Source organism: Rossellomorea orangium, assembly GCF_019334305.1.
In the GTDB taxonomy this organism is placed as follows: Bacteria; Bacillota; Bacilli; order Bacillales; family Bacillaceae_B; genus Rossellomorea.
Map to the genome: position 1 here is coordinate 64,747 of NZ_JAHWGH010000012.1, position 22,163 is coordinate 86,909.

Annotated in this window: 21 protein-coding genes and 1 other annotated feature (1 of these 22 running past the window's edge); of the genes, 19 read left to right on the forward strand and 2 right to left on the reverse strand. The window is 44.5% G+C overall.

The genetic code is table 11. The features are described 5' to 3' along the window. Positions 1 to 91, forward strand: a binding site (T-box leader); it begins 167 nt to the left of the window's first position. A 49-nt stretch (positions 92 to 140) separates the two neighbouring features. The 5 genes from ileS to KYJ26_RS06775 all read left to right on the forward strand — a co-directional run bounded on the left by ileS (position 141) and on the right by KYJ26_RS06775 (position 5,650). Then, positions 141 to 3,233 carry an isoleucine--tRNA ligase gene (ileS, locus tag KYJ26_RS06755; protein WP_219166525.1) on the forward strand — a complete coding sequence of 1,031 codons (3,093 nt, stop codon included), beginning with the start codon at positions 141 to 143 and terminating at the stop codon, positions 3,231 to 3,233. Positions 3,234 to 3,343: 110 nt separating this feature from the next. Then, complete coding sequence (locus KYJ26_RS06760) at positions 3,344 to 4,027, forward strand: HAD family hydrolase (RefSeq protein WP_219166526.1); 684 nt, start codon at positions 3,344 to 3,346, stop codon at positions 4,025 to 4,027. Positions 4,028 to 4,042: 15 nt separating this feature from the next. Then, positions 4,043 to 4,483, forward strand: a complete 441-nt coding sequence (locus KYJ26_RS06765; protein ID WP_219166527.1) for a GNAT family N-acetyltransferase — start codon at positions 4,043 to 4,045, stop codon at positions 4,481 to 4,483. An 18-nt stretch (positions 4,484 to 4,501) separates the two neighbouring features. Next, positions 4,502 to 5,179 (forward strand): CPBP family intramembrane glutamic endopeptidase, encoded by a 678-nt coding sequence (locus KYJ26_RS06770; RefSeq protein WP_219166528.1) that lies wholly within the window; start codon positions 4,502 to 4,504, stop codon positions 5,177 to 5,179. 21 nt (positions 5,180 to 5,200) lie between these two features. Next, complete coding sequence (locus KYJ26_RS06775) at positions 5,201 to 5,650, forward strand: hypothetical protein (protein ID WP_219166529.1); 450 nt, start codon at positions 5,201 to 5,203, stop codon at positions 5,648 to 5,650. A 34-nt stretch (positions 5,651 to 5,684) separates the two neighbouring features. Here the strand turns inward: KYJ26_RS06775 and KYJ26_RS06780 are convergent, their stop codons facing one another. Together KYJ26_RS06780 and KYJ26_RS06785 are read right to left on the reverse strand one after the other, a co-directional pair. After that, positions 5,685 to 6,044 (reverse strand): GIY-YIG nuclease family protein, encoded by a 360-nt coding sequence (locus tag KYJ26_RS06780; RefSeq protein ID WP_219166530.1) that lies wholly within the window; start codon positions 6,042 to 6,044, stop codon positions 5,685 to 5,687. Positions 6,045 to 6,060: 16 nt separating this feature from the next. After that, the gene (locus KYJ26_RS06785; protein ID WP_219166531.1) at positions 6,061 to 6,807 is read right to left on the reverse strand and encodes a DUF2087 domain-containing protein; all 747 of its coding nucleotides are present in this window, start codon (positions 6,805 to 6,807) and stop codon (positions 6,061 to 6,063) included. Between the two features lie 154 nt (positions 6,808 to 6,961). Between KYJ26_RS06785 and KYJ26_RS06790 the strand changes: the two genes are divergently transcribed. From KYJ26_RS06790 to nhaC, 14 genes are all read left to right on the forward strand, one after another. After that, entirely contained in the window at positions 6,962 to 7,780 is an 819-nt protein-coding gene (locus KYJ26_RS06790; RefSeq protein ID WP_219166532.1) for a nucleotidyltransferase domain-containing protein, read from the forward strand. 530 nt (positions 7,781 to 8,310) lie between these two features. Beyond that, positions 8,311 to 9,501, forward strand: coding sequence for a sensor histidine kinase (locus KYJ26_RS06795; RefSeq protein ID WP_219166533.1), 1,191 nt, complete (start codon positions 8,311 to 8,313; stop codon positions 9,499 to 9,501). After that, positions 9,501 to 10,157 carry a response regulator gene (locus tag KYJ26_RS06800; RefSeq protein WP_219166534.1) on the forward strand — a complete coding sequence of 219 codons (657 nt, stop codon included), beginning with the start codon at positions 9,501 to 9,503 and terminating at the stop codon, positions 10,155 to 10,157. Before KYJ26_RS06795 ends, KYJ26_RS06800 begins: the two co-directional genes overlap by 1 nt. A gap of 147 nt (positions 10,158 to 10,304) precedes the next feature. Then, positions 10,305 to 11,237, forward strand: a complete 933-nt coding sequence (locus tag KYJ26_RS06805) for an ABC transporter ATP-binding protein (RefSeq protein ID WP_219166535.1) — start codon at positions 10,305 to 10,307, stop codon at positions 11,235 to 11,237. A gap of 12 nt (positions 11,238 to 11,249) precedes the next feature. Continuing rightward, the gene (locus KYJ26_RS06810; RefSeq protein ID WP_219166536.1) at positions 11,250 to 12,464 is read left to right on the forward strand and encodes an ABC transporter permease; all 1,215 of its coding nucleotides are present in this window, start codon (positions 11,250 to 11,252) and stop codon (positions 12,462 to 12,464) included. 13 nt (positions 12,465 to 12,477) lie between these two features. After that, positions 12,478 to 13,635 carry an ABC transporter permease gene (locus KYJ26_RS06815; RefSeq protein WP_219166537.1) on the forward strand — a complete coding sequence of 386 codons (1,158 nt, stop codon included), beginning with the start codon at positions 12,478 to 12,480 and terminating at the stop codon, positions 13,633 to 13,635. A 391-nt stretch (positions 13,636 to 14,026) separates the two neighbouring features. Then, a complete protein-coding gene (locus tag KYJ26_RS06820) occupies positions 14,027 to 14,545 on the forward strand; it encodes a hypothetical protein (protein WP_219166538.1) in 519 nt (172 codons plus the stop codon). A gap of 309 nt (positions 14,546 to 14,854) precedes the next feature. Further along, positions 14,855 to 15,466 (forward strand): CPBP family intramembrane glutamic endopeptidase, encoded by a 612-nt coding sequence (locus KYJ26_RS24280; protein WP_219166539.1) that lies wholly within the window; start codon positions 14,855 to 14,857, stop codon positions 15,464 to 15,466. Positions 15,467 to 15,598: 132 nt separating this feature from the next. Beyond that, positions 15,599 to 17,515 (forward strand): S9 family peptidase, encoded by a 1,917-nt coding sequence (locus tag KYJ26_RS06830; protein ID WP_219166540.1) that lies wholly within the window; start codon positions 15,599 to 15,601, stop codon positions 17,513 to 17,515. After that, positions 17,512 to 18,324: a sugar nucleotide-binding protein gene (locus KYJ26_RS06835; RefSeq protein WP_219166541.1), complete on the forward strand. Its 813-nt coding sequence runs from the start codon at positions 17,512 to 17,514 to the stop codon at positions 18,322 to 18,324. The genes KYJ26_RS06830 and KYJ26_RS06835 overlap by 4 nt, the downstream gene beginning before the upstream one ends. Before the next feature lie 30 nt (positions 18,325 to 18,354). Beyond that, on the forward strand, positions 18,355 to 18,882 hold the full coding sequence (locus KYJ26_RS06840) for a P-loop nucleotide/nucleoside kinase family protein (protein ID WP_219166542.1): 528 nt from the start codon (positions 18,355 to 18,357) through the stop codon (positions 18,880 to 18,882). 40 nt (positions 18,883 to 18,922) lie between these two features. Next, positions 18,923 to 19,408, forward strand: a complete 486-nt coding sequence (locus tag KYJ26_RS06845) for a class I SAM-dependent methyltransferase (protein WP_219166543.1) — start codon at positions 18,923 to 18,925, stop codon at positions 19,406 to 19,408. 108 nt (positions 19,409 to 19,516) lie between these two features. After that, a complete protein-coding gene (locus KYJ26_RS06850; RefSeq protein ID WP_219166544.1) occupies positions 19,517 to 20,611 on the forward strand; it encodes an amidohydrolase in 1,095 nt (364 codons plus the stop codon). A gap of 129 nt (positions 20,612 to 20,740) precedes the next feature. Beyond that, on the forward strand, positions 20,741 to 22,159 hold the full coding sequence (gene nhaC, locus KYJ26_RS06855) for a Na+/H+ antiporter NhaC (RefSeq protein WP_219166545.1): 1,419 nt from the start codon (positions 20,741 to 20,743) through the stop codon (positions 22,157 to 22,159). The last annotated feature ends 4 nt before the right edge of the window (positions 22,160 to 22,163 follow it).

Consider the following 22,163-nt stretch of genomic DNA (forward strand, 5'->3'; position numbering starts at 1 on the left):
GTACGTTGCATGAGCGCTGTTAAAGTAAACTTGAAATCCAGTTTGCGGACAGAATCAGGGTGGTATCGCGGGTTATAAACTCGTCCCTAACTTAGGTTAGGGGCGGGTTTTTTTATTTATATAAAAGAAGGTGTGATGACATGGAGAAGGTAAATGTAAACGAAAAGTCGGTCGAAAGGGAGCAGCGGATCCAGGATTACTGGCATTCGAATCATATTTTTGAAAAATCAGTGGCAAATCGTGAAGGGGAAAAGACATTCGTCTTCTACGAAGGTCCCCCGACAGCCAATGGTCTTCCGCATGCCGGGCATGTTCTCGGACGTGTAATCAAAGATTTCGTCGCCAGGTATCAAACGATGCGTGGATATCAAGTGAAACGAAAGGCAGGCTGGGATACCCATGGCCTCCCTGTGGAACTGGGCGTCGAAAAGAAAATCGGCGTCTCAGGTAAACAGGAAATCGAGGAATACGGCGTAGAGAAATTCATTGATGAATGTAAAAAGAGTGTGTTCGATTATGAGAGGCAGTGGCGTACGTTCACCGAAGCCATCGGATACTGGGTGGATATGGATGATCCTTATGTGACCCTTGAAAATGACTATATCGAAAGCGTCTGGCACATCCTTTCGAACATCCATAAGAAAGGGTTGCTCTATCAGGGACACCGGGTCGTCCCTTACTGCCCGAGCTGCCAAACGTCCCTCAGCTCCCATGAGGTAGCTCAAGGATATAAAGATGTAAAAGATCTTTCCGCAACGGCCAAATTCAAAGTGGTAGGAAAAGAGGATGAGTACTTTCTAGGTTGGACGACGACACCGTGGACGCTTCCGTCAAATGTGGCACTTGCCGTCCATGAAGATGTGGATTACGTGAAAGCGAGACGTGGAGAAGAGACGTTTATCCTTGCGAAAAACCTTGTGAACGAGGTGTTGGGAGAAGAAGTTGAAGTGGTCAGTGAGCATAAAGGACGCGAATTTGTTGGCGTTTCGTATCAGCCGCCTTTCGACAATCTTACGCTTGAGCGCGGCCATGAAGTCATTTCGGCAGGGTTTGTAACAGACGACAGCGGAACCGGTATCGTTCATCTGGCTCCCGCTCACGGGGAAGATGACTATAATGCCATCCAAGAAAGCGGATTGGATTTTGTGAATATCGTCGATGAAAAAGGCTGTTACACCAGTGATTTCAAGCCTCTCCAAGGGGGATTCACTAAGGACAGTGATGTGAAGATCATCAAGATGCTGGCAGACTGTAACCTTCTTTTCTCAAAAGAAAAATATGAACATAGCTATCCGCACTGCTGGCGCTGTGACTCACCGCTCATCTACTACGCGATGGAAGGGTGGTTCATCAAGACAACGGCTATAAAAGACACGATCATCAAGAACAACCAATCCGTCGAGTGGTACCCGGATCACATGAAAGAGGGCCGCTTCGGGAAGTTCCTCGACAATATGGTCGATTGGAACCTGGGAAGGAACCGCTACTGGGGAACGCCTCTGAACGTCTGGGTGTGCGGGGATTGTGACCATCAGTTCGTCCCGGGGAGCGTTGCCGAGCTGAAAGAGCATGCGAAAAGCGGGTGGGATGACAACCTCGAGCTTCATAAACCGTATGTCGACGAAGTGACCGTGGAATGTCCGTCCTGCTCACATGAAATGAAAAGGACGAAAGAAGTGATCGATGTCTGGTTCGACAGCGGCTCGATGCCGTTTGCCCAGTATCATTATCCATTTGAAAATAAAGAGTTATTCCAGCAGCAATTTCCAGCGGATGTGATCGCGGAAGGAGTGGACCAGACGAGGGGATGGTTCTACAGCTTGTTGACGGTATCCTCTCTCTTTACCGGCAAAGCTCCTTATAAGCGTGTCTTATCACTTGGGCATATCCTCGATGAAGACGGACGGAAGATGTCCAAGAGTAAAGGGAATGTCATGAATCCAATGGAACTCGTGGAGAAATTCGGAGCCGATGCCCTCAGATGGGCTTTGCTCGCAGACAGCGCTCCCTGGAATAATAAACGCTTCTCGGAAAACGTCGTCAGCCAGGCAAAATCGAAGCTTGTAGACACACTGAATAACGTTCACTCCTTTTACACCCTGTATGCGGTGATCGATGGATTCGATCCTGAAAAGCACGAAGCCGGAACGCCTTCCCTGCTTGATCAGTGGGTGGTATCACGATTGAATTCGGTGACCAGACTTGTCACGGAACATTTAGATGGGTATGACTTTACGGCAGGAGCAAGAGAGTTATCCATCCTGGTGGATCAGGTGAGTAACTGGTATATCCGGAGGTCCCGTGAACGCTTCTGGAGTGAAGGATTGAATGAAGATAAATTGGCGGCGTATCACACGTTACATCGGGTATTGGTCAGTGTTAGCCGGCTGCTTGCACCTTTCACGCCATTCATCGCAGAAGATATCCATATGAACCTGACGGGTGAAAGTGTGCATCTGGCTGATTTCCCGAAAGCTGAACATGAGGAGGTCAACCGAGTCCTTGAACTTGAAATGGACCATGTGTTACAAGTTGTCGAGCTTGCCCGGTCCGCCCGGAATATGACAAGCATCAAAACGAAGCAGCCACTATCCGAGCTGACGGTGGTTGGGGCCAAACAAGATACAGAACCTCTACGGAAATATGAATACATCATCAAAGAGGAAATCAACGTGAAGAACGTTCAACTACAGGACACCGCAGGAGATTCTGTACAGTATGAAGTGAAGCTGAATTTCCCGACTGCCGGTCCGAAACTCGGTAAACTCGTGGGTGTCGCTCAGAAGCATTTACAAACGTTATCTTCCGAAGAAGCGAAGAAGGCTGTGGAACAAGGGTATGTTGAATTTGAATCTCCAAACGGGGAAAAGGTTTCGGTTGAGAAGGATGACCTGATCGTTCATCAAAAGACCCATCAAGGGTTTGAGATGGCATCAAACGCTCAGTTCAGCGTATTCCTCGATACAACCATCACAGAAGATCTGCGAAAAGAAGGGAAAGCCCGGGAGCTGGTCCGTGCCGTTCAGCAATACCGTAAAGAGTTGAATCTGCCGGTGGAACAGCGAGTGCATTTGGTGTTGGATGTGGATGAATCGATGAAAGAGGTTGTGGATCAATTTGAAGGTTTACTGCAGGGCAGTCTCTTGATCAAGAACCTAACGTTTGAGAAACGAGAAAGCATGAAGACCGTCGATCTGGATGGAGATCGTTTAGGGATATATGTAGAAGCATAATGTGACGAAGGGCTTACCCAAACGAGGGTGAGCCCTTTTTCTGGGGAAATTTATCTTGAGTAAATGAATCTAATTTGAAATAATTGGTAGTAAGAAAGGTGTGATGACGTATGAAGGAATACAAAGCCATGCTATTTGATTTAGACGATACCTTACTCGATCGAAATCAGGCAGTGGATAACCTATTTATTATTTTATTGGAAGAGTGTTATGGGAATGTGGAGGAAACGTTGAAAGCGGAAATGCTTCGGAAGTTCAAGGAGTACGACAAGAAATCCTATGGCATTAGTGATAAAACAGCTGTCATTGAGTCGTTTTATAATGAATTTCCACCGTTGTACCGGTTAACACAGATTCAAGACTTCTGGAATCATCACTTTCCACAATGTTTTTCAATCAGTGAGCATACCCTCGATCTGTTGAAAGACATCCAGGAGCATATGAAGGTAGCCATCATCACAAACGGCACGATACATAGACAAAAAGCGAAAATCATGAATACCAGTTTACAAGAATATTTTAATGTCATTGTGATTTCCGAGGAAGTGGCGCTGGAGAAACCGGATCCGCGCATATTCGAATACACGCTGAATAAGCTTCAAGTACAGCCGGAAGACGCATTATTCGTCGGGGATAATCTGGAGAAGGATGTTAAAGGGCCTCAGGGTGCAGGTCTCAAGGGGATATGGTTCAATCCAAATGGAGTGGAAAATGATTCTGATATAAAACCAGATGACGAGATTCAATCGTTGGATGAATTGGTACATTATCTGACTCCTAAACAAGTAACTTGATGAGGAGGCGCCATTTTGAGTATTCATTACAGTCAGTTTCGTTCCTTACCAGAAAATCAGGTCGTAAATGGGTTGGTGACATTACATCAATCCATATTTGGAGCTTCGGACGATTTGATCACCAACATGGCCAGTAAGCCTGAAATATTAATAGATATGGCGATGGACGATTCCACTGTCATTGGATATAAAATAGGCTACGAACTGGACCCACACACCTTTTACAGCTGGTTGGGAGGTGTGGATCCGGAATATCGAAAACAGGGCATTGCCGCAGAGTTGATGAAACGGCAGCATCACACATTGAAGGAACTCCGGTATACGGTGGTGCAAACCAAAACCATGAATAAATGGCGCAGTATGCTGATTCTCAATATCAAGAATGGTTTTGATGTCATGGATACGTATACGAATGAGAAAGGCTTACATAAGATCATTCTGGAAAAAAAGTTATAGCAGAGCGGGGGAGTTTTCTTGCAAAATAGCTTATCCACAAATGAACCGATTGTTGTGAAGGAAGAAGGATCGGCCATTACATTAAAAACTCTATGTATCTATTTGCTCCTACTGGCGGTGCCCGGTTTCTTCATAAATAAGTTGCCTCTTTCGGGTGTTGCGTATGAAGGAGTCAAGGGATTCATATGGTTTACGTATTTTATGGTGGTGACCCTTAGTTACAAGGAAATCAGAACCTTCATCAGTCCATTCTTGAACGTCAAAGCCTTCAAGAAGCCGGTAACCTGGCTATGGATTTTTCTATCCTTCATGCTTCCTTACACGTTGTTGCACCTTTGCCTTTACTTCGAAGTGTTACTCGATAAATATTATATTTTCTACTTCAACAACCATATGTTTCATGCAGGCAGCTGGGGGCAGACCATTGATGGAGCAATCCTTACGCCAATCTCTGAAGAAATCCTGTTCAGGGGTATTTTGCTGACGCTCCTATTAAGGATGATAAAACCGTTCTGGGCAATCACCATCACGTCCCTATTGTTTGGACTGATCCACCCTTCGGACATTTGGGTGTTTACAATATTGGGTGGCTTCCTTTTAACGATAACCGCTTATAAAACCAAATCCATCCTGCCCGCGATGGTCGCTCATTCACTCTGGAATTTATATATGGTGCAGCTATTCCTTTATTTTTAGATGACAGGAGGGAAGCGATTCATGAAAAAAGTAAGTATTGTACTGGGTGTGATCCTTTTCCTCGCCATACTGGCCAATCTCCATACGATCATTGCTTCAGCCAAATGGTATTCGTTTGAACACAACAAAATCGTTTCAACTGAAACAAAGATCATAACGTACGATGACATATTGGAGAGGTTATACCACCAGAGAAAAATGGCATCAGAATTAGAGGACTCGATTGTTTATTCAAGGATTGGGGATGAAGTACGAAAAGGGGCTGATGACGCTTCTGATTACGAAATAGTATTATCTCATAACGATCACCTTGCTTCTTTGAAAGTGAAACTGCCCATCACCACGTACAAAGACGCCGATAAGACCATTGAGTTTATATCTGGGAAAGGGGAAGTGTTAGAAATATTGGAGGACGGTCAGTGGAAGGAGTTTAATGGTTCAGTGCAGGAGTTAATGAAAAAAGCCAATTAAAAACGCTCAGAAAATACTCTGAGCGTTTTGGTGTTCATCTTGCCTGCTTCTGATTATACCCCTGTTCCCCATAAGGCTGCATTTTCTCCAGCCATTTTTCCTCCAACTCTGATAGAGCTTCTTTCTCAGTAACGAATGGGTCATCATTCTTTTTCAGTTTCTCCAGCAGTTCAAAGGTAAAAGCGTCCTTCCCGAATTGGTTCCATTCGGTTTGTAACGATTTGCTGGTGGTGAATCCGTTGTTTTCAAGCATGAATTTGATCCCGTTCAGGGTCTTCAGGTTTTTCGTGCTGCTGATGTAGATTTTATTGTTTCGCTTGTTTTTGATTTGAAAGACACCGGCTTCAACCGGTGTTTCTTTGTATTGTTGTTTTAACTCCCGTTTTCGGTCCATGGTTTAGACCTCCCGTTTATTTTTTTACCCAATACTGGCTTCCGTCGGATTTCCGGTCGAGTAAGCCGTATTCAATGAGATATCTTCTGATGAGGGCATAATCTTCATAAATGCCTTTTAGCACCTGATTTAATTCTTTTTCGTCGTACACATGATCTTTCTTCAGCTGTTTAGATATCTCACGAAGGACGACCAGCCTTTGTTTTTCCTTAGGCGGAAATTTCGTCAATGTCCCATCGGAGACGAATTTCTTCAGTATTTGATTCTGTTCGTCCTGAGTAACATTGTATCGTTCGTCTATCATAGTGGCGGTTTGATGAACGGGTACGAATGTCGGGGCGTTCTCATCTTTTTCTTTCAGTAATTCCATCATGGTCAGGAACGTCTTCGCCTGGCGCTCCTTTTCTTTTAACGCAAACCGGTGATGGCGAATCGTGGACGCACTGCCGATCTCCAATTCTTCTTGAATATCTTTGTCATTTTTCCCTTGGAAAAAGAGAGTCAATAACCGTTTTTGGTGATCGGTCAGACCGGTAAGCTTTTTATCCATTCCGATTAGATAGTCGAATACAGATATGTGGGTACGTTCAATATGAACACCCATATATTTTTCGGCGAGGTAAAATTGGTCATTGTAAGGATAGACCATGCCCTTTTCAATGGTCTCTCCGCATATAAGACAAATAAGGCAATCTTCTTGTTCAATATAGCCCCTCTTCATCTCTTCCAGAGAGGCGCTCCAAAACAGGTTGGAAAGTTCCATTTCAATTCACTTCCTATTTTTAAACATAATCATTATTTGTTTGTTATTTTATAAACATATTATAATTATGTTTGTTGTTTGTCAAATGTGTTCTTTGTCGAAAATAAATGGAGAGCGTAGAATGTACATTCAATTTTAATGGAGGACATCACACATGAAAAAGCATATCATCGACGTCATCAAACAAATCGAAATCGATTATGACGTAAAAGTATTATTCGCCTGCGAATCTGGAAGCAGGGCGTGGGGATTTCCTTCAAAGGACAGTGACTATGACGTCCGTTTCATTTATATACATAAGCCAGAGTGGTATTTGTCCATTGATCAGAAGAGGGATGTGATGGAGATTCCTGCGAAGCATTCCATCTCCATACCGGTTGATCCGTTGTTGGATATGAGCGGATGGGAGCTGACGAAGGCACTGAGATTACTCAGGAAATCAAACCCGTCTATTCTCGAGTGGTTTGCCTCACCCATTGTGTATGATCAATCCTTTTCTGTTGTTGATCGAATGAAGGAACTGGAACAAAAGTTATTTTCACCGGTCGCAAGTCTACATCATTATGTAAATATGGCAAAGGGCAACTTTCGCCATCATGAAGAAGGCGGGATCAAGGACTATTTGAATGTGCTTCGTCCCTTGCTGGCTGCTCTGTGGATCGAGAAATATCATGCGAGCCCTCAGCTCGAATTTCAGAAACTGGTTGAAGACCTGCTCCCGCCGGGTGAAGTGAAAGATGTAGTCGCTTTGTTGGTAAAACGGAAGATAGCGGGGGAGGAGAAGAACCTTGAGCCATGGCCTGGTGTGATGAATGGATATGTTTCTGAAACGATCCAGCATTTAGAAACGTATGTGAAGTCGCTTAAGATCGATCGTCCTGACCCGACGGAGGAGTTGGACAGATTGTTCAGAAATGTGTTGAGAGAGGTATGGAATGAAGAGTGGGCGGATTTTGTTGGTGGTACCTGCTGATTGTCGTATGATTATGGACTGTTTGTTGGGAAAATCAGGTACGAAGTGATCTAAATTACGTTAAGAGCCAAGAGTTTCAAGCAGGATATGGGCTTGTGGCTCTTTTTTAATCGACTTTGTACCTTCAGTAGAGGACGGATGGCGATTAATTGCGTCATTTTCGGGCATGATTGCGTCATGTTTTAATTAATTGCGTCATTTTCCAGATAATTGCGTCATTATTTTATTTATTGCGTCTTTTTCCAATTAGTACCATTAACCCACGTCCCATAACTACAGATTTCGCCCTGCCACCTTTTCATTGCCCCTATTAAGCCAATACATAAGAAAAAATACCAATGTAATGTCACTGCTTAAGCATAGAATGAACGTCAAACAATGAATGGAAAGTACCATCCATTCACAAAAAACTCTCCCCTTATTGGACTAAGTCACAATCAAAATGGTTTAACTCAATCCTTACCAAACCACCAAACTAAGCTTATAATGGAAATATATTCTACACTCATATTTAAGATAGGAGTGCTCGCATGAAGTTTACATTCTTAAGCATTCTCCGCCTGGTCATGTTCACCATGATCAGTTACATTTATTATTCTTCTGTGTCTACACCTACAACGTCTCAAATCATCTATGTAATCATAGCGGTAATTGGATTCATACTGAATCATTTTCTATTGGTATCCACCCGGAATCAAACCTATTATCCTCTTGCCATTGATTTCATCCTGATTACGGGCTTTGTGTTTTTTTACCCTGGATCGTCTCTGTATTTAATCTTGTTCGGGGTAAATGCAGTGACACTGTTTTTGTCTGCTAAAGATAACCGGATTCTTTGGGGTTTCAGCTTAGCCTTTTTCATCATTTGGTTTGGGTCTATGTACTATACGTATCAGGTAACGGGAACCTTTTCACTTTTGGAAAATCTCATCAATTTCAGCTTAATCGTATTCGAAGCTGTGGTTGGAAGGCTCATACATAAACTGTTCCATGCACGGGCCAAAATTGAAACCCAGTACGGGGAACTGCAGGAAACGCATACGGCGTTAACCGCGGCTCATGAGCAATTGCATCACTACTCAAAACAGGTGGAAGAGCTGACGCTGATTCGTGAACGGAACAGGATATCAGGTGAAATCCATGATACGGTCGGCCATAAGATGACAGCGCTCCTCGTTCAGCTTCAGGTGGCGAAAGAGCTGATGGAATCCAGGCCGGAAAATAGTAAAGAGAAAATCGAACTCTGTGAGGGTCTGGCGAGGGAAACACTTCAGGAAATCCGCCTGTCTGTGAGGACGCTAAAGGATCATGATCAGCCGAAGTCGTTCGTCACCACAATACGAAAACTACTGGAAGATTATCAGGTGATGACAGGTCTCACATCCACCTTTACGGTCAAAGGGGATGTGTCCACCATCCCAATCTCCATCCAGCTTGACCTGACCCGGGTCATCCAGGAGTCGATCACCAATGCCGTCCGACATGGGGAGGCGAAGGAGTGCAGCGTCATCCTCGACGTTTCGGGATCTGAGGTAGAGATCAGTATCAAGGACGACGGGAAAGGTGCGGCGGACATCAAGCACGGATTCGGCTTAAAGCATATGAGGGACAGAATCCATGAACATGGAGGAACCACCCTATTCGAAAGCACGAAAGAGGGGTTCCTGGTGAAAGCAACGGTACCGCTCATCGAAATGAAATGGCAAATGGGGGAATCATAATGGTCAACATATTAATCGTTGATGATCAGGAATTAATGAGGGACGGACTTGCCACGATATTAGACTTAAGAGAAGAAATCGATGTGGCAGGGGTGGCGTCGAATGGTAAGGAAGCATTCGAGAAAGCGGGAGAGCTCCGACCTGACATCGTCCTGATGGATATCCGAATGCCTGTTGCGAGCGGAGTGGAGGGAACGAAGCTGATCACCTCCACATATCCCGATATCAAGGTGCTCATGCTCACGACCTTCAACGACAGTGAGCTCATTTTTAAAGCTTTGGAAGAAGGGGCGAGCGGATACTTACTGAAAGATATGCCGACGGACGCCATCGTTCAGGCGATCATGACCGTACAATCAGGCGGCATGGTCCTCCCGAAAGAGCTGACTTCGGATATCGTAAAAGAGATGAGGAAAAATCAGTCCACTGAACAAATCAACACAGTCCCGGAAATCGTAAAGGAACTGACGGAGCGGGAACTTGAGGTCCTGAATAAGCTCGGACTAGGCTTGAACAATAAGGAAATTGCCGAGAAACTGTATATATCCGAGGGGACAGTGAAGAATCATGTCTCCAACCTCATCAGCAAGCTTCAACTGAGGGACAGGACTCAGGCGGCAATCTTTGCCGTCCGTTACCACATCACGCATTATTGAACCATGACTTTTAGCATAGGACGACTATGAAATACAGCTATCAAAGCTGTATTTTTTTATGTTCAAATTCTATCGCTGGAGGGATTTGGAAGGAGAAGATTCACGCTATACTTTACATACAGTCAAAGAAAAAGGGTGTGGAGATAGATGTTAGAGGTAAAAGAGCTGAAGAAAAGCTATGGAAAAAAAGAGGTCGTGAAGAATGTGTCCTTTACGATCGAGAAGGGGGAGTCGTTCGGATTGCTTGGACCTAACGGAGCGGGAAAATCCACGACAATCTCGATGATTTGCGGACTTGTGCCGTACGACCATGGGGAAGTGCTGGTGGCGAGTCAATCGGTGAAGCAATTTCCGGTGCTCATCAAGAAGAAAATTGGGGTGGTCCCTCAGGAAATCGCCCTGTACCCAACCATGTCTGCGAGGGATAATCTGCTGTTCTGGGGTAAGATGTACGGTCTGACGGGAGCTCAGGCAAAGAAGCGTGTGGAAGAAGTACTCGGAATCGTCGGATTGAAAGACAGGGGAAAGGACCGCATTGAAACCTTCTCGGGAGGCATGAAGCGGAGAATCAACATCGGAGCTGCCCTCATGCACGAACCGGAATTACTAATCATGGATGAACCGACGGTGGGAATTGATCCTCAGTCACGAAATCATATATTAGAAACGGTCAAAGGATTGAATGAAAAAGGCATGACCATTATCTATACGAGTCATTACATGGAAGAAGTCGAGTTCCTTTGTAACCGCGTCGGCATCATCGACCACGGGGAAGTGATCGCCCTCGGCACGAAGGCGGAGCTATGCAGCCGACTTGCGGGTAGCAGCTTCATCCAGTTGAAGGTGGAAAGCTTATCGGATACGGCGATGAAAGTATTGGAAAATACAGCAAATGTACAGATCACCTTTCAGCAAGAAGCTGGCATCATAGAAGTGTTTGCCCCAAATCCGCAGGAAGCCGTCGCCACCATTATCACGTCATCCGTTCAAGCAGGATTGAAAATCGAATCCGTTGAAATCAAAGAATCGAATCTTGAGACGCTTTTCCTGCAGCTGACAGGACGAACCTTACGGGATTAGGAGGAGAAAGAGATGAGCATGTTCACCATTGCATGGAAAGATATCAAGATCCGCCTCAAGGATCGCAAGTCCTTTATCACATTGCTACTTATGCCAATTATCCTGACAGCCATCCTCGGATCTGCCTTAAGCGGTGTGTTCAATGAGAACGGATCGCTCCCTGACCTGACCGCGGGTGTCGTCGCAAACTCACAGGATGAACTGACAGACCAATTCCTTCAGGACACCCTGCAGGGAAAAGAATTGAAAGAAAGCATTGCCGTTAAGAAGTTCTCTTCAGAACCCGACTTGAAAAAAGCCATTGAGGATGGAAAAGTGGATGCCGGTCTTGTCTTCCCTGACCGTTGGGGAGAAGCGTTATTAAAAGGCGAGATTGAACCGGTCAAAATGCTAAAAGACCCCGGCAAGGACATTCAATTCTCTATTCTGTCCACCATTACTCAATCATTCACTAACCGGGTAACGACCGTATCGGCAGCTTCACGGGTTGTAGGGAATGAACTGACCTCGGCTGTACCCGTATCCAACCAGAATCTCGAGTCCGCCGGTACCATGAAGGACCTTTCAGGAAAATTAACTGAGATTGCCGATTCAAAGGAAAACGGAATCACCTCAGAAAAAGACGGGAAGGAACCCTTATCAGGCATGCAGTACTACGCAGCCGCCATGGGAGCCATGTTCATCCTGTTTAACACCACCATGGGAGCAAAAACGATCATTCAGGAGCGGAACACAGACACATTGGCGAGACTCATGATCAGTCCCATCCGCCACTCATCCATCATAGGAGGGAAATTCCTCGGGACCTTTTCGTTCACGGTCCTTCAGTTCACGGTGTTTGTGATTGCCACCCACTTTTTATTCGGAGTCAACTGGGGCAGTGATGTTGCACAGCTCGTTCTTCTTGGCATCGCTTACTCCATTTCGGTTTCAGGCCTTGCGATGTTGCTTGCCGGTTTCATGACCGAAGAAAAGACCGTCGACTCCATCGGGGGAATTGGCGTTCAGGTTCTCGCACTGCTTGGAGGTTCGATGATCCCATTGGCTTCTTTTCCAGAGGCTATGCAGCAATTCGCGGGTATCGCGCCGAATAAATGGGCACTCGGCGGATTACTAGACATTATGAACGGAACATCCTGGGACACACTCACGCTTCCAGTCACAGTACTAGTACTGATCGGCCTTGCCTCATTGTGGATCGGTTCACTGAAATTAAAGCTTAGATAAGGAGAGAAATCGAATGAGGAAAATCATCAGCATCGCTAGCTTTGAGATTAAACGACTCTTTCAGAAGCGCAGGACACTTCTGCTTTTGTTCGGAATGCCTTTATTATTCACCTTCATCTTCGGCGGGGCCGTTACCGGAAATGGGGAGTATAAGCCGGAGATTTTTGTGGTCGACGGGGATCAGTCCAATTTGTCACAGCAATGGATCAACGATATGAAAGCATCTGACGCTTTCGCTTTTAAAATGGGGAGTGTAAAGTCCGTTGCTGAACAATTTGATAACCAGGAAATAACGGGGTACATCTCTGTGGAAAAAGGGTTTGAAGATAAACTCCAAAGCGAGGAAACACCAGAAGTCGTCTTTGTATCCGCTCCTTCCTTTGAAGGGGCAGCACTAGTCGAACAACTCATCAATGATAGCCTCGTAAAAATGAAGATCAGTACAGCGGCCGCGGGATTTTATCATGATGCTACGGGAGGGAGTTCTGGCGCTATCCAAGAGAAAATCTCAGATGAATTGAATACTCTACCGACAGTAGTTGAAACCGTCTCAGTCACCAAAAATGAAAATCTCCAAACGATGAACAACCTGACCGCACGCTCAGCCGGTTTCACCATCATGTTCGTCATGATCGCCATGCTATCGAGCACAGGAATACTACTCGAAGCACGACAAACCGGCGTCTGGTACCGGATGATGTCCACACCTGCGACCAAGGTGGAACTTTTATGCGGATACATGCTGGCCTTCTTTCTCATCGGCTGGATCCAGTTCGGAATCTTAATGACACTGTCAGAGAAAATCTTTCACATCGAATGGGGTAATCCGTTTGCCAACATGATTCTCGTTTCAAGCCTGCTCCTTTGCACGATCGGACTCGGCCTCTTCATCGCCGGTTTCGTCAAAACGTCAGAACAGCAAACGGTCTTCGGGAACCTGATCATCATCTCCACCTGCATGCTTGCCGGTGTTTACTGGCCGGTTGAAATTATGCCGGACGCCATCCAGAACGTTGCGAAATTCCTTCCGCAGTATTGGGGGATGGAGGGGTTTGCTGAGTTGACGGTGAGAGGCGGCGGAATCATAGACATCATAACACCGGTTGGGATCCTGCTTGGGTTTGGGGCTGTGTTTTTATTGGTGGGGTTGAGGAGGGTAAGGTTTGAATAACATTGAATGGAGGCTTTACACGAGTACATAAATGCTCGTGTAAAGCCTCGTATATTAGTGCTCTTGTTTTTCCAATTTACTAGGAAGATGTCAACAAAGATTAACAATCTTTCCAGGACCAGGGTTGCTTCAAATGATTACTCAAATAGGAGAGCAGAATATTTAGAAGTTATACGCACATACAAGGAAATCCCTAACGAATGACTCATTCGTTAGGGATATTTTTTTTGTATTTTCTACTCGGGTTTTCATAAAGAAGAGTAAAACGGATAGGTCAAGTGCCGAAGCATAATCGATTCTATCAAATACTATATATTATGGGGATATACGGCATGAAAGCTTATACTGCTGACATTATTCTCAAAGCTTAATAGTAGAAAGGAGGAATTTGATGATGGATAAGAGATGCAGTAAACGACATTGTGATAATATTTGTTCGGCATTTAGGGCGATTTCAGAAGATTCCCAGAGTGTAGCGGGTTTTACAGGACAGAAGCTAGAATTTCCGGTGGTGGTCTTTGATTTAAACAAGGAGTATGATCAAGAAAATTCTCTATTTATCCCTAAACAAGATGGAGTGTATGTGATTACGGCATCTACATTATTTTTCCCTGGAGAGGATGTTGCTCCTCAGGACTTTGTTGTCAACCTTACCATCAATGTAAATGATGAGGTTGCTCTCGCAGGACAGAACAGTCTTCCTCAAGGTTTGTTTTCTTTCGACGGTTTAGGGACGACGGTAACCGGAATCCTTCAGCTGAAGAAGTGTGACAAAGTGGAAGTATCTGCTAATCCTACCATTAATGGAGCGGTATTCCCGAAGTCATATTTTACACATTTTGAAGCAGCAAGAGTGTCGTCACCGCTATATTCCCCCCGTTCACACAGAAGACCCCACTCATCTCGATAAACTTTCTAAATCTAAAATCGTATGATGGAAATCACTCTATCCTAAATATGAATTGAATGGAAAAAGAAAAGGCCAAAATGGTCTTTTTTTTGAGGTGAAAGTGAGTAATTATTATTTAGATATGGATAAGTACAAAAGAATTTGTATGCGTGATTTAAGCGAGTAGAATTCAACAAGAATGGGGATAAAGTGTGCCCCGCCCTTTCTATTCAAATAAAGAAGTGATTTCTAAATATTTCCTTATTATGTGATAAACTATATTTATATGTCTTGAAATTTAAGGTAGGGGAATCGGAGGAGGAACGGCCGGTGTTTAAAAAAACAGTCATGTTTTTAACCATATTCTTCATTGCTTTTGGATTGGAAAACGTAAAGCTGCCGGATGATGTTTACTTTATCCAGGGTATCCCCAGGACATTGATGTATAAATTGGAAAATCGACTTTTTGTCCTCACCTTTTTTATCATACTTTTACTGATCTACAGAAGAAAATACCACCATGTATTCAGCTTGGATGTACTGAAGGACAGGAAGATGTACGTGTGGGTCATCATCACCTTGATGTGCGTGACTTTCTTGAAACAGGCTTCAATAGGCTTCGAGGATACGTTTGGACTGATACGATTGCCTCAGCTCTCTACCTTTCATCTGTTTTTTCTAATACTCCATGTTTGCCTCATTGTTCCGATCCAAGAGGAACTTCTGTATAGAGGTCTTTTGATCATCGTTCCCTCCAAGCGATGGAAGGTGGTCATGTTGATCTCATCATCCATCACTTTTGCCCTCCTGCATACGTATCCACTGCAAATCATCTGGTTAGGGCTCGGCTTGGGCGTTCTTGCACTTAGATTTAATAATCTTTGGGTACCAATCATAGCCCACTCGCTCTGGAATCTGCTCGTTACATATATCAATCTATAAAAATGACATGAGGTGCCGCTATTCTTCAAATTAGGAAATATAGATTACCGAGCTAAAGGGAGTGTTGATTCATGAAGGGATCTATGCTCTTTTTGTTGAAGTTAATACTAACAAAAGCTAAGGAGTTTAAACATGAATAGCACTATAGAAAACTATCCAACCATTAAAGAACTACTCTCACTACCAATCACCTCAAACACCACCATAAGTGAAGGCGGCCACTACACAGCTTTCATCAAACAAACACCCGACTGGCAAGACAATATATATCGGCATCACATATGGATCTATGAAAAAGGTAAGGATCAATGTTCGTTAATCGGCGAAGGGACAGCCCCATCTTGGTCTCCAGATTCCAGACAAATCGCTTACCTTCGATCAATTGATGAGAAAAATCAAATCTTTGTTCAGTCATTGAATGGCTCTGTCGGTGTTCAGGTAACGAATGACAGAGAAGGAGTCAGCCACTTCAAATGGGATCCTTCGGGGAAAGGTTTTTATTATGTTGCCCAGTCAGAAGAATCGGAGATCATCAAGAAACGAAGGGTAACGTATGGAGACTTCCATTACAGGGGTAAGGAATACCGAAATCACTGTTTGTATTACAAAGACATAAACCATCCCAGTCAAAAAGCGCGGACTCTAACGGATAGTCAGGCATTTCATATCCTTGAATTTGATATTTCAAACGATGGGAAAAAGATTATTCTATTGACTACGCCAAGCCCTGATCCAGAAGATATTTTTTATCGAAACCTATACATACTCCATGTCGAAAATGGCGAGCTGCAACAGCTGAAGATTGATAGGCTGCTGGGAGGGAGCGCCTGCTTTTCTTTCGACGGCACCCAAATCTGTTACACAGCAGGCATAGAGGAAAAGGATTACTATAAAACTCATATACAGGACAATACGTTGGAGATCTATAATCTGAAAACGGGGGAGTTCACCAGACCTCTGACCAATTTTGATAGTACAATAATGCCGATACGTTGGACGTCTAAAGGGATCTTTATCACGTGGCAGGAAAAAACGAACTATCGTATCGGGTTGTTATCTGAAAGTGGCTTAGTGCTGATGGATAAAGAAGATGGCTTTGTAAAGGATGCCTCGATCTCAAGGGATGGAAATCATCTTTCTTTTTGTAAAGCCGTACCAAATGAAACCTTTGAAGTCTACTTAAATGATCAAAAACTCACTGAGGAAAATCACATTTTTAAAGAAAAGCGTAAGAGTCACAGGCAAGTCTTCTCATGGAAAAGCACGGATGATCTTGAAATAGAAGGGATTTTAACAACTCCTGCAGACTTTGATTTAAATAAAAAGTACCCATTACTGGTACTTATCCATGGCGGTCCGAATTGGGCCTCCTTCCCCATCCATTCCGGCTGCTTTAATGAAAAATACCCTGTTGAGCCATTTGTGGAAAAAGGATTTATCATCTTGGAACCAAACTACAGAGGAAGCTCAGGATATGGCAATGCCTTTTTAAAAGCAAACTACCGAAACGTTGGGCTCGGTGACTACGAGGATGTGATATCCGGAGTGGGTGCACTCGTTGATAAGGGAATCGCTGATAAGGAACGGGTTGGGGTGATGGGCTGGAGTCAGGGAGGATTTATTTCAGCTTTCTGCTCGGTCTACAGCGATCGGTTTAAGGCAGCTTCCGTCGGTGGAGCCATAACGAATTGGAGAAATCATTATGTAAATACCGATATACCTTACTTCTTTCGGATGCATTTAGGTGATACGCCTTGGAATGACCCGGAGGTGTATGCCAAGACTTCGCCCATGAACTATATTCAATCAGCATGCACTCCCATCTTGATTCAACACGGCGACATGGATGCACGGGTTCCGATTTCGAATGCTTATGAGCTATACCAGGGGTTAAAGGATATGGACGTGGAGACAGAATTCGTTATGTTCAAAGGGATGGCCTATAGCCCTGACCAGCCGGGGATGAAGGTCGCAATAATGAAACAGAATTTGATGTGGTTTTCACATTATATTCTTGGAGAAAGCAACAACGGGAGGGATTCAATATGAAGAAGATGCTACTCTTGGGTGCAAGCGGATTAGTAGGGAAAGCATTGGTGAAGGAGTGTGGAGATTCCTTTGATGTGTATGGGACCTATGCAACGCGACCACTTGATTTACCGGGGGACAAGCAATATCAATTAGATATCAGTGATAAGGAAAAGATGAAGGATATCGTCCAAGATATTAAACCCCATGTAATCATCTCATGTCTACGTGGTGACTTCGATCAACAGCTAGAATTTCACAGGGAACTGGCAAAGGAAATCGAACATACAGAAAGCACACTCTACTACTTTTCCACGGCCAATGTGTTCGATGGGGACTTCACGAGGCATCATGCAGAAGAAGATAAACCTAACGCTGCATCTCCCTATGGCAAGTTCAAGGTAGAGTGTGAAAACTTGTTGCAGGAATTATTACAGGAACGGGCCGTCACGATACGCATTCCACAAATATGGGGCAGGAATTCTCCGAGACTGGATCAGATCAAAAGTGGGATTAAAGAAGGCTCGATGGATGTATACAGCAATTTGGAGTGTAATCATCTCACGGATGAATGGTTGGCAAAACAATTGAAATACATCATTTTGCATGAACGTAAGGGGATTTTTCACTTGGGTGCGGTGGACATGATGACACAGGCTCAATTCGTCGAGGAATTAGTTGGATGTCTTACGAATAAAGATATTACGTTTCATGATTGTTTGCTTGAAGATAAACCGGAGACATTTTATTTCGGGCTGAAGAGCATTCGAAAGGATCTTCCGGAGCATTTGGTGAAGACGAATAGGGAATTCATAAGGGATTTATTGTAGTCAGTTTATGTTCAAATAGGGGGCTAACCATTGTTTGATACGTTTAATTTTGACCTGATTTATCGTGAACGAAATGATGTAACTCCTTTAGTGGTCATGATGTGTGGTGTGGCGGGTTCCGGTAAAACGACTTTTTCAAAAATAATAGAGCAGGAAGGTTTTGTGCGCCTTTCAATTGATGAAGAAATATGGGCAACGAATGGCCGTTGGGGGATTGATTTCCCAATGGAAAAGTTTGAGGAATACAGAAAAGAAGCAGAAGGGAAATTACGGAATCTTCTAATAGAGTTAATTCACGATAAACAACAGGTGGTCATTGACTTTAGTTTCTGGGATCGGATAAGAAGAGACCAATATAAGAAACTGATCGAAGATTCCGGCGGTAAATGGAAACTGGTTTATTTAAACGTTCAACATCAGGATTTACGTGAACGCCTTACGTTACGTAACCAGCGTTTTGATGCAAATTCCTTTCCTATTTCCGAAGAGCTTTTAACATCCTATCTGAAGGGTTTCGAAATACCTCATGGTGAAGGGGAAATCGTAATAGATAACTAGAATGAAAAGATGGTAAGTAACAGAAAAGGGGGGGATTCATTTGAAAGTGAGATTGTTCCCACTAGTATTGATCTTTACCATTCTAGTTACTGCTTGTAGCGGCGGAGAAAATCCCAAGGACCACCTGGGCGAAATATACACCCTTGCAATGGATGCTCTCATGGAAGAGGATAAAGCGTTGAACAGTGATATGAAATTCATTGCCATTGATATGAGTGATCTTGATGGCGTGGACGAGGAACAGAAAAAAACAATATTACGCCATTTCAAGGATCAATATAAGGTGGAGATCATGAATGCCACGATGGTTGAACTGGAGAGGAAAGGGTATTACGACCCCGACACAAATGCGTTGGAGGGTGTACTTATTCAGATTGAGAAGGTGGATTTCACATTAAATGATCATGTATTGATTGAAGGCACTAAATTCAAGTCGGGAAAAGGGGCAATTGGATTAAGGATGGAAGTAGAGCATGAAGATGGAGAATGGCAGTTAAAGGAGTCGGAGTTAAGCTGGATAAGCTAAAGTAGGTGTGAATCTCCGTTATTCTTCTCCAGCCGGATTTGAACAGAAGCAGGATTTCCATTCTCCATCTGAGAATACATAGTGAAAAGGCATGGAAGGAGCATAAATATGAATGTGGAGAAACAAATTTTAGAATTGTTCACTCATTTCCACGCTCACCCGGAAGTGAGCTGGAAGGAAGTTGAAACGACGAATACGATTGCGGGGATCCTCGATGAATTGAATGTGAGCTACAGGAGATTTTCTGATGTGACAGGTTTGATTGCTGAGATAGGAGAAGGGAAGGAAGTGACGGCTGTTCGCGCGGATATCGATGCCCTATGGCAAGAGGTGAACAGGGTGATGAAGGCAAATCATTCCTGTGGTCATGATGCCAATATGTCAATGGTTCTCGGGGCGCTTCTTTATTGCCTTCAGGATCCTCCGAAAGATAAGCGGATCCGCTTCATTTTTCAACCTGCAGAGGAGAAGGGGAATGGATCGCTGACCATGATTGAGAAAGGGGCTCTTGATGATGTCCGTTATTTATTCGGGGTTCATCTGAGGCCGAAGGAAGAATTGGATCATGGTTCTTTTTCACCCTCGGTTCATCATGGGGCAGGGATTTACATGGAAGGGAAAATCAAAGGGATTGATGCCCATGGTGCAAGACCCCATCAGGGGAAGAATAGCATCGATGTGTTGATGGCCATCCATTCCTTTTTAAAAACGATCTATTTGTCTCCATTTGAATCGTATTCTGCGAAACTGACTAAGCTCACTGCAGGAGGGGAGAATCTAAACATCATTCCCGGAAATGCGGAGTTTGCCATCGATGTGCGTGCCCAGAAGAATGAGGTGATGGAAGAAATACAGCGCCGTCTGAATGATGGGGTCGAAGCTATTGCCAAGCTGTACGGAGTCACGATTGAGTATGAGTGGACTGACTATACACCCGGGGCGGAAGTGTCGAAAGATGCCGAGTCCATCGCGAGAGAAGTAATTACATCCATCGCGGGTGAAGAAACATTGGCACCTCCGGTCATTACATCGGGCAGTGATGATTTTCATTTCTACACGATCAAGCATCCGGAAGTGAAGGCGGCGATGATCGGGGTTGGGGCGGATTTGACTCCCGGGCTGCATCATCCGGACATGACATTCAATGTTTCAGCGCTGAATCAAGCGGCAAAAATACTAGCGGAGACATTAAAGAAGGCATAAAGCTGATTGTGAACGGTACCAAAAACGGATTGACGACTTCGGCTTCTGCCCTTATGATACTCATATAGCGACTATTTAACGACAATTAGGAATAGTCAAAAAACAAAGGGGTATCAAGGGGGAATTTGGATGAAGAAAGAAATGTCGTTTTGGCTGGCAATCATACCATTGCTTGTCATGATTACTGTAATGGCCATTACCATTGTCGTATTGGAGCAGGGGCCGCACATTCCTCTGATCATCGGCACAGTCACGGCTGCACTTGTGGCCTGGTTTGCGGGGTACAAGTGGAAGGATATAGAGGAGGCGATGTATAAGGGGATCCGTCTTGCTCTGCCTGCCGTCATCATCATTATGCTGGTGGGATTGACAATCGGAGCGTGGATCGGCGGTGGAATCGTGGCGACGATGATCTATTATGGTCTGAAGATGATCACACCTTCGCTTTTCCTTTTATCGATTAGCGTCATCTGTGCCGTTGTGTCGCTGGCAATCGGAAGTTCCTGGTCAACGATGGGGACTATCGGTGTTGCGGGCATGGGAATCGGCATTAGTATGGGGATTCCGGCTCCGATGATTGCGGGGGCCATTATCTCCGGGGCTTATTTCGGTGATAAGATGTCGCCGCTGTCAGATACAACGAACCTGGCTTCGGGGCTGACCAACACGGATCTTTTTGTACATATCCGCCATATGCTTTACACGACCATTCCGGGATTTGTAATTGCGCTGGCTGTATATGCATATTTAGGAAGGAACTTTGGAAAAAGCGGGGTCAATACGGAGGACATCGAAAAAACGATCGGTGTTCTGCAGGATAGCTTTATCCTGTCACCATTTTTACTGATCGTTCCGCTGCTTGTCATTGTGCTCGTTGCGAAGAAAGTGCCTGCCATCCCGGCACTTATCGTGGGGATTATTCTTGGGTTTGGAGCTCAGGTATTCATTCAGCATGATTCGTTTGCGGATGCTGTGTCTGCTCTTCAAAGCGGTTACGTGATCGAAACGGGTAATACGATGGTGGATGATCTGTTTTCTCGTGGAGGTCTCGATTCCATGATGTACACGGTCTCAATGACGATCGTAGCGATGACCTTCGGGGGGATCCTTGAGCACACAGGCATGCTTAAAGCCATCGTCAACCAGATCCTTAAGGTGACAAAAACAGCGAAAGGTTTGGTTGCTTCCACTGTAGTGTCTTGTTTTGCCACAAATGCATCATGCTCTGAGCAGTATATTTCAGTTGTGGTGCCTTCAAGGATGTATGCGAATGCCTACAAGGAAAAAGGGCTGCATTCAAAGAATCTGTCCCGTGCCCTTGAAGATGGAGGGACGTTGACATCCGTCTTTATCCCATGGAATACATGCGGCGTCTTTATTTTAGGAACGCTCGGCGTCCATGCATTTGAGTATGCTCCATATGCGGTGTTGAATTTCATCGTGCCGATCATTTCCATCATCTATGCCTTCACTGGCTTCAGTATCACCAAACTGACTGAAACCGAAATGAAGGCAATGGAGCAGGAGGATGCCACCCTTTCCTCCTGAACCG

Coding starts and splice junctions, on each gene's coding strand:
- nhaC (WP_219166545.1), top strand. CDS start 20,741: ATGAAGAAAGAAATGTCGTTTTGGCTGGCAATCATACCATTGCTTGTC.
- ileS (WP_219166525.1), top strand. CDS start 141: ATGGAGAAGGTAAATGTAAACGAAAAGTCGGTCGAAAGGGAGCAGCGG.
- KYJ26_RS06775 (WP_219166529.1), top strand. CDS start 5,201: ATGAAAAAAGTAAGTATTGTACTGGGTGTGATCCTTTTCCTCGCCATA.
- KYJ26_RS06790 (WP_219166532.1), top strand. CDS start 6,962: ATGAAAAAGCATATCATCGACGTCATCAAACAAATCGAAATCGATTAT.
- KYJ26_RS06795 (WP_219166533.1), top strand. CDS start 8,311: ATGAAGTTTACATTCTTAAGCATTCTCCGCCTGGTCATGTTCACCATG.
- KYJ26_RS06835 (WP_219166541.1), top strand. CDS start 17,512: ATGAAGAAGATGCTACTCTTGGGTGCAAGCGGATTAGTAGGGAAAGCA.
- KYJ26_RS06850 (WP_219166544.1), top strand. CDS start 19,517: ATGAATGTGGAGAAACAAATTTTAGAATTGTTCACTCATTTCCACGCT.
- KYJ26_RS06820 (WP_219166538.1), top strand. CDS start 14,027: ATGATGGATAAGAGATGCAGTAAACGACATTGTGATAATATTTGTTCG.
- KYJ26_RS06805 (WP_219166535.1), top strand. CDS start 10,305: ATGTTAGAGGTAAAAGAGCTGAAGAAAAGCTATGGAAAAAAAGAGGTC.
- KYJ26_RS06780 (WP_219166530.1), bottom strand. CDS start 6,044: ATGGACCGAAAACGGGAGTTAAAACAACAATACAAAGAAACACCGGTT.
- KYJ26_RS06815 (WP_219166537.1), top strand. CDS start 12,478: ATGAGGAAAATCATCAGCATCGCTAGCTTTGAGATTAAACGACTCTTT.
- KYJ26_RS06810 (WP_219166536.1), top strand. CDS start 11,250: ATGAGCATGTTCACCATTGCATGGAAAGATATCAAGATCCGCCTCAAG.
- KYJ26_RS06830 (WP_219166540.1), top strand. CDS start 15,599: ATGAATAGCACTATAGAAAACTATCCAACCATTAAAGAACTACTCTCA.
- KYJ26_RS06785 (WP_219166531.1), bottom strand. CDS start 6,807: ATGGAACTTTCCAACCTGTTTTGGAGCGCCTCTCTGGAAGAGATGAAG.
- KYJ26_RS06760 (WP_219166526.1), top strand. CDS start 3,344: ATGAAGGAATACAAAGCCATGCTATTTGATTTAGACGATACCTTACTC.
- KYJ26_RS06800 (WP_219166534.1), top strand. CDS start 9,501: ATGGTCAACATATTAATCGTTGATGATCAGGAATTAATGAGGGACGGA.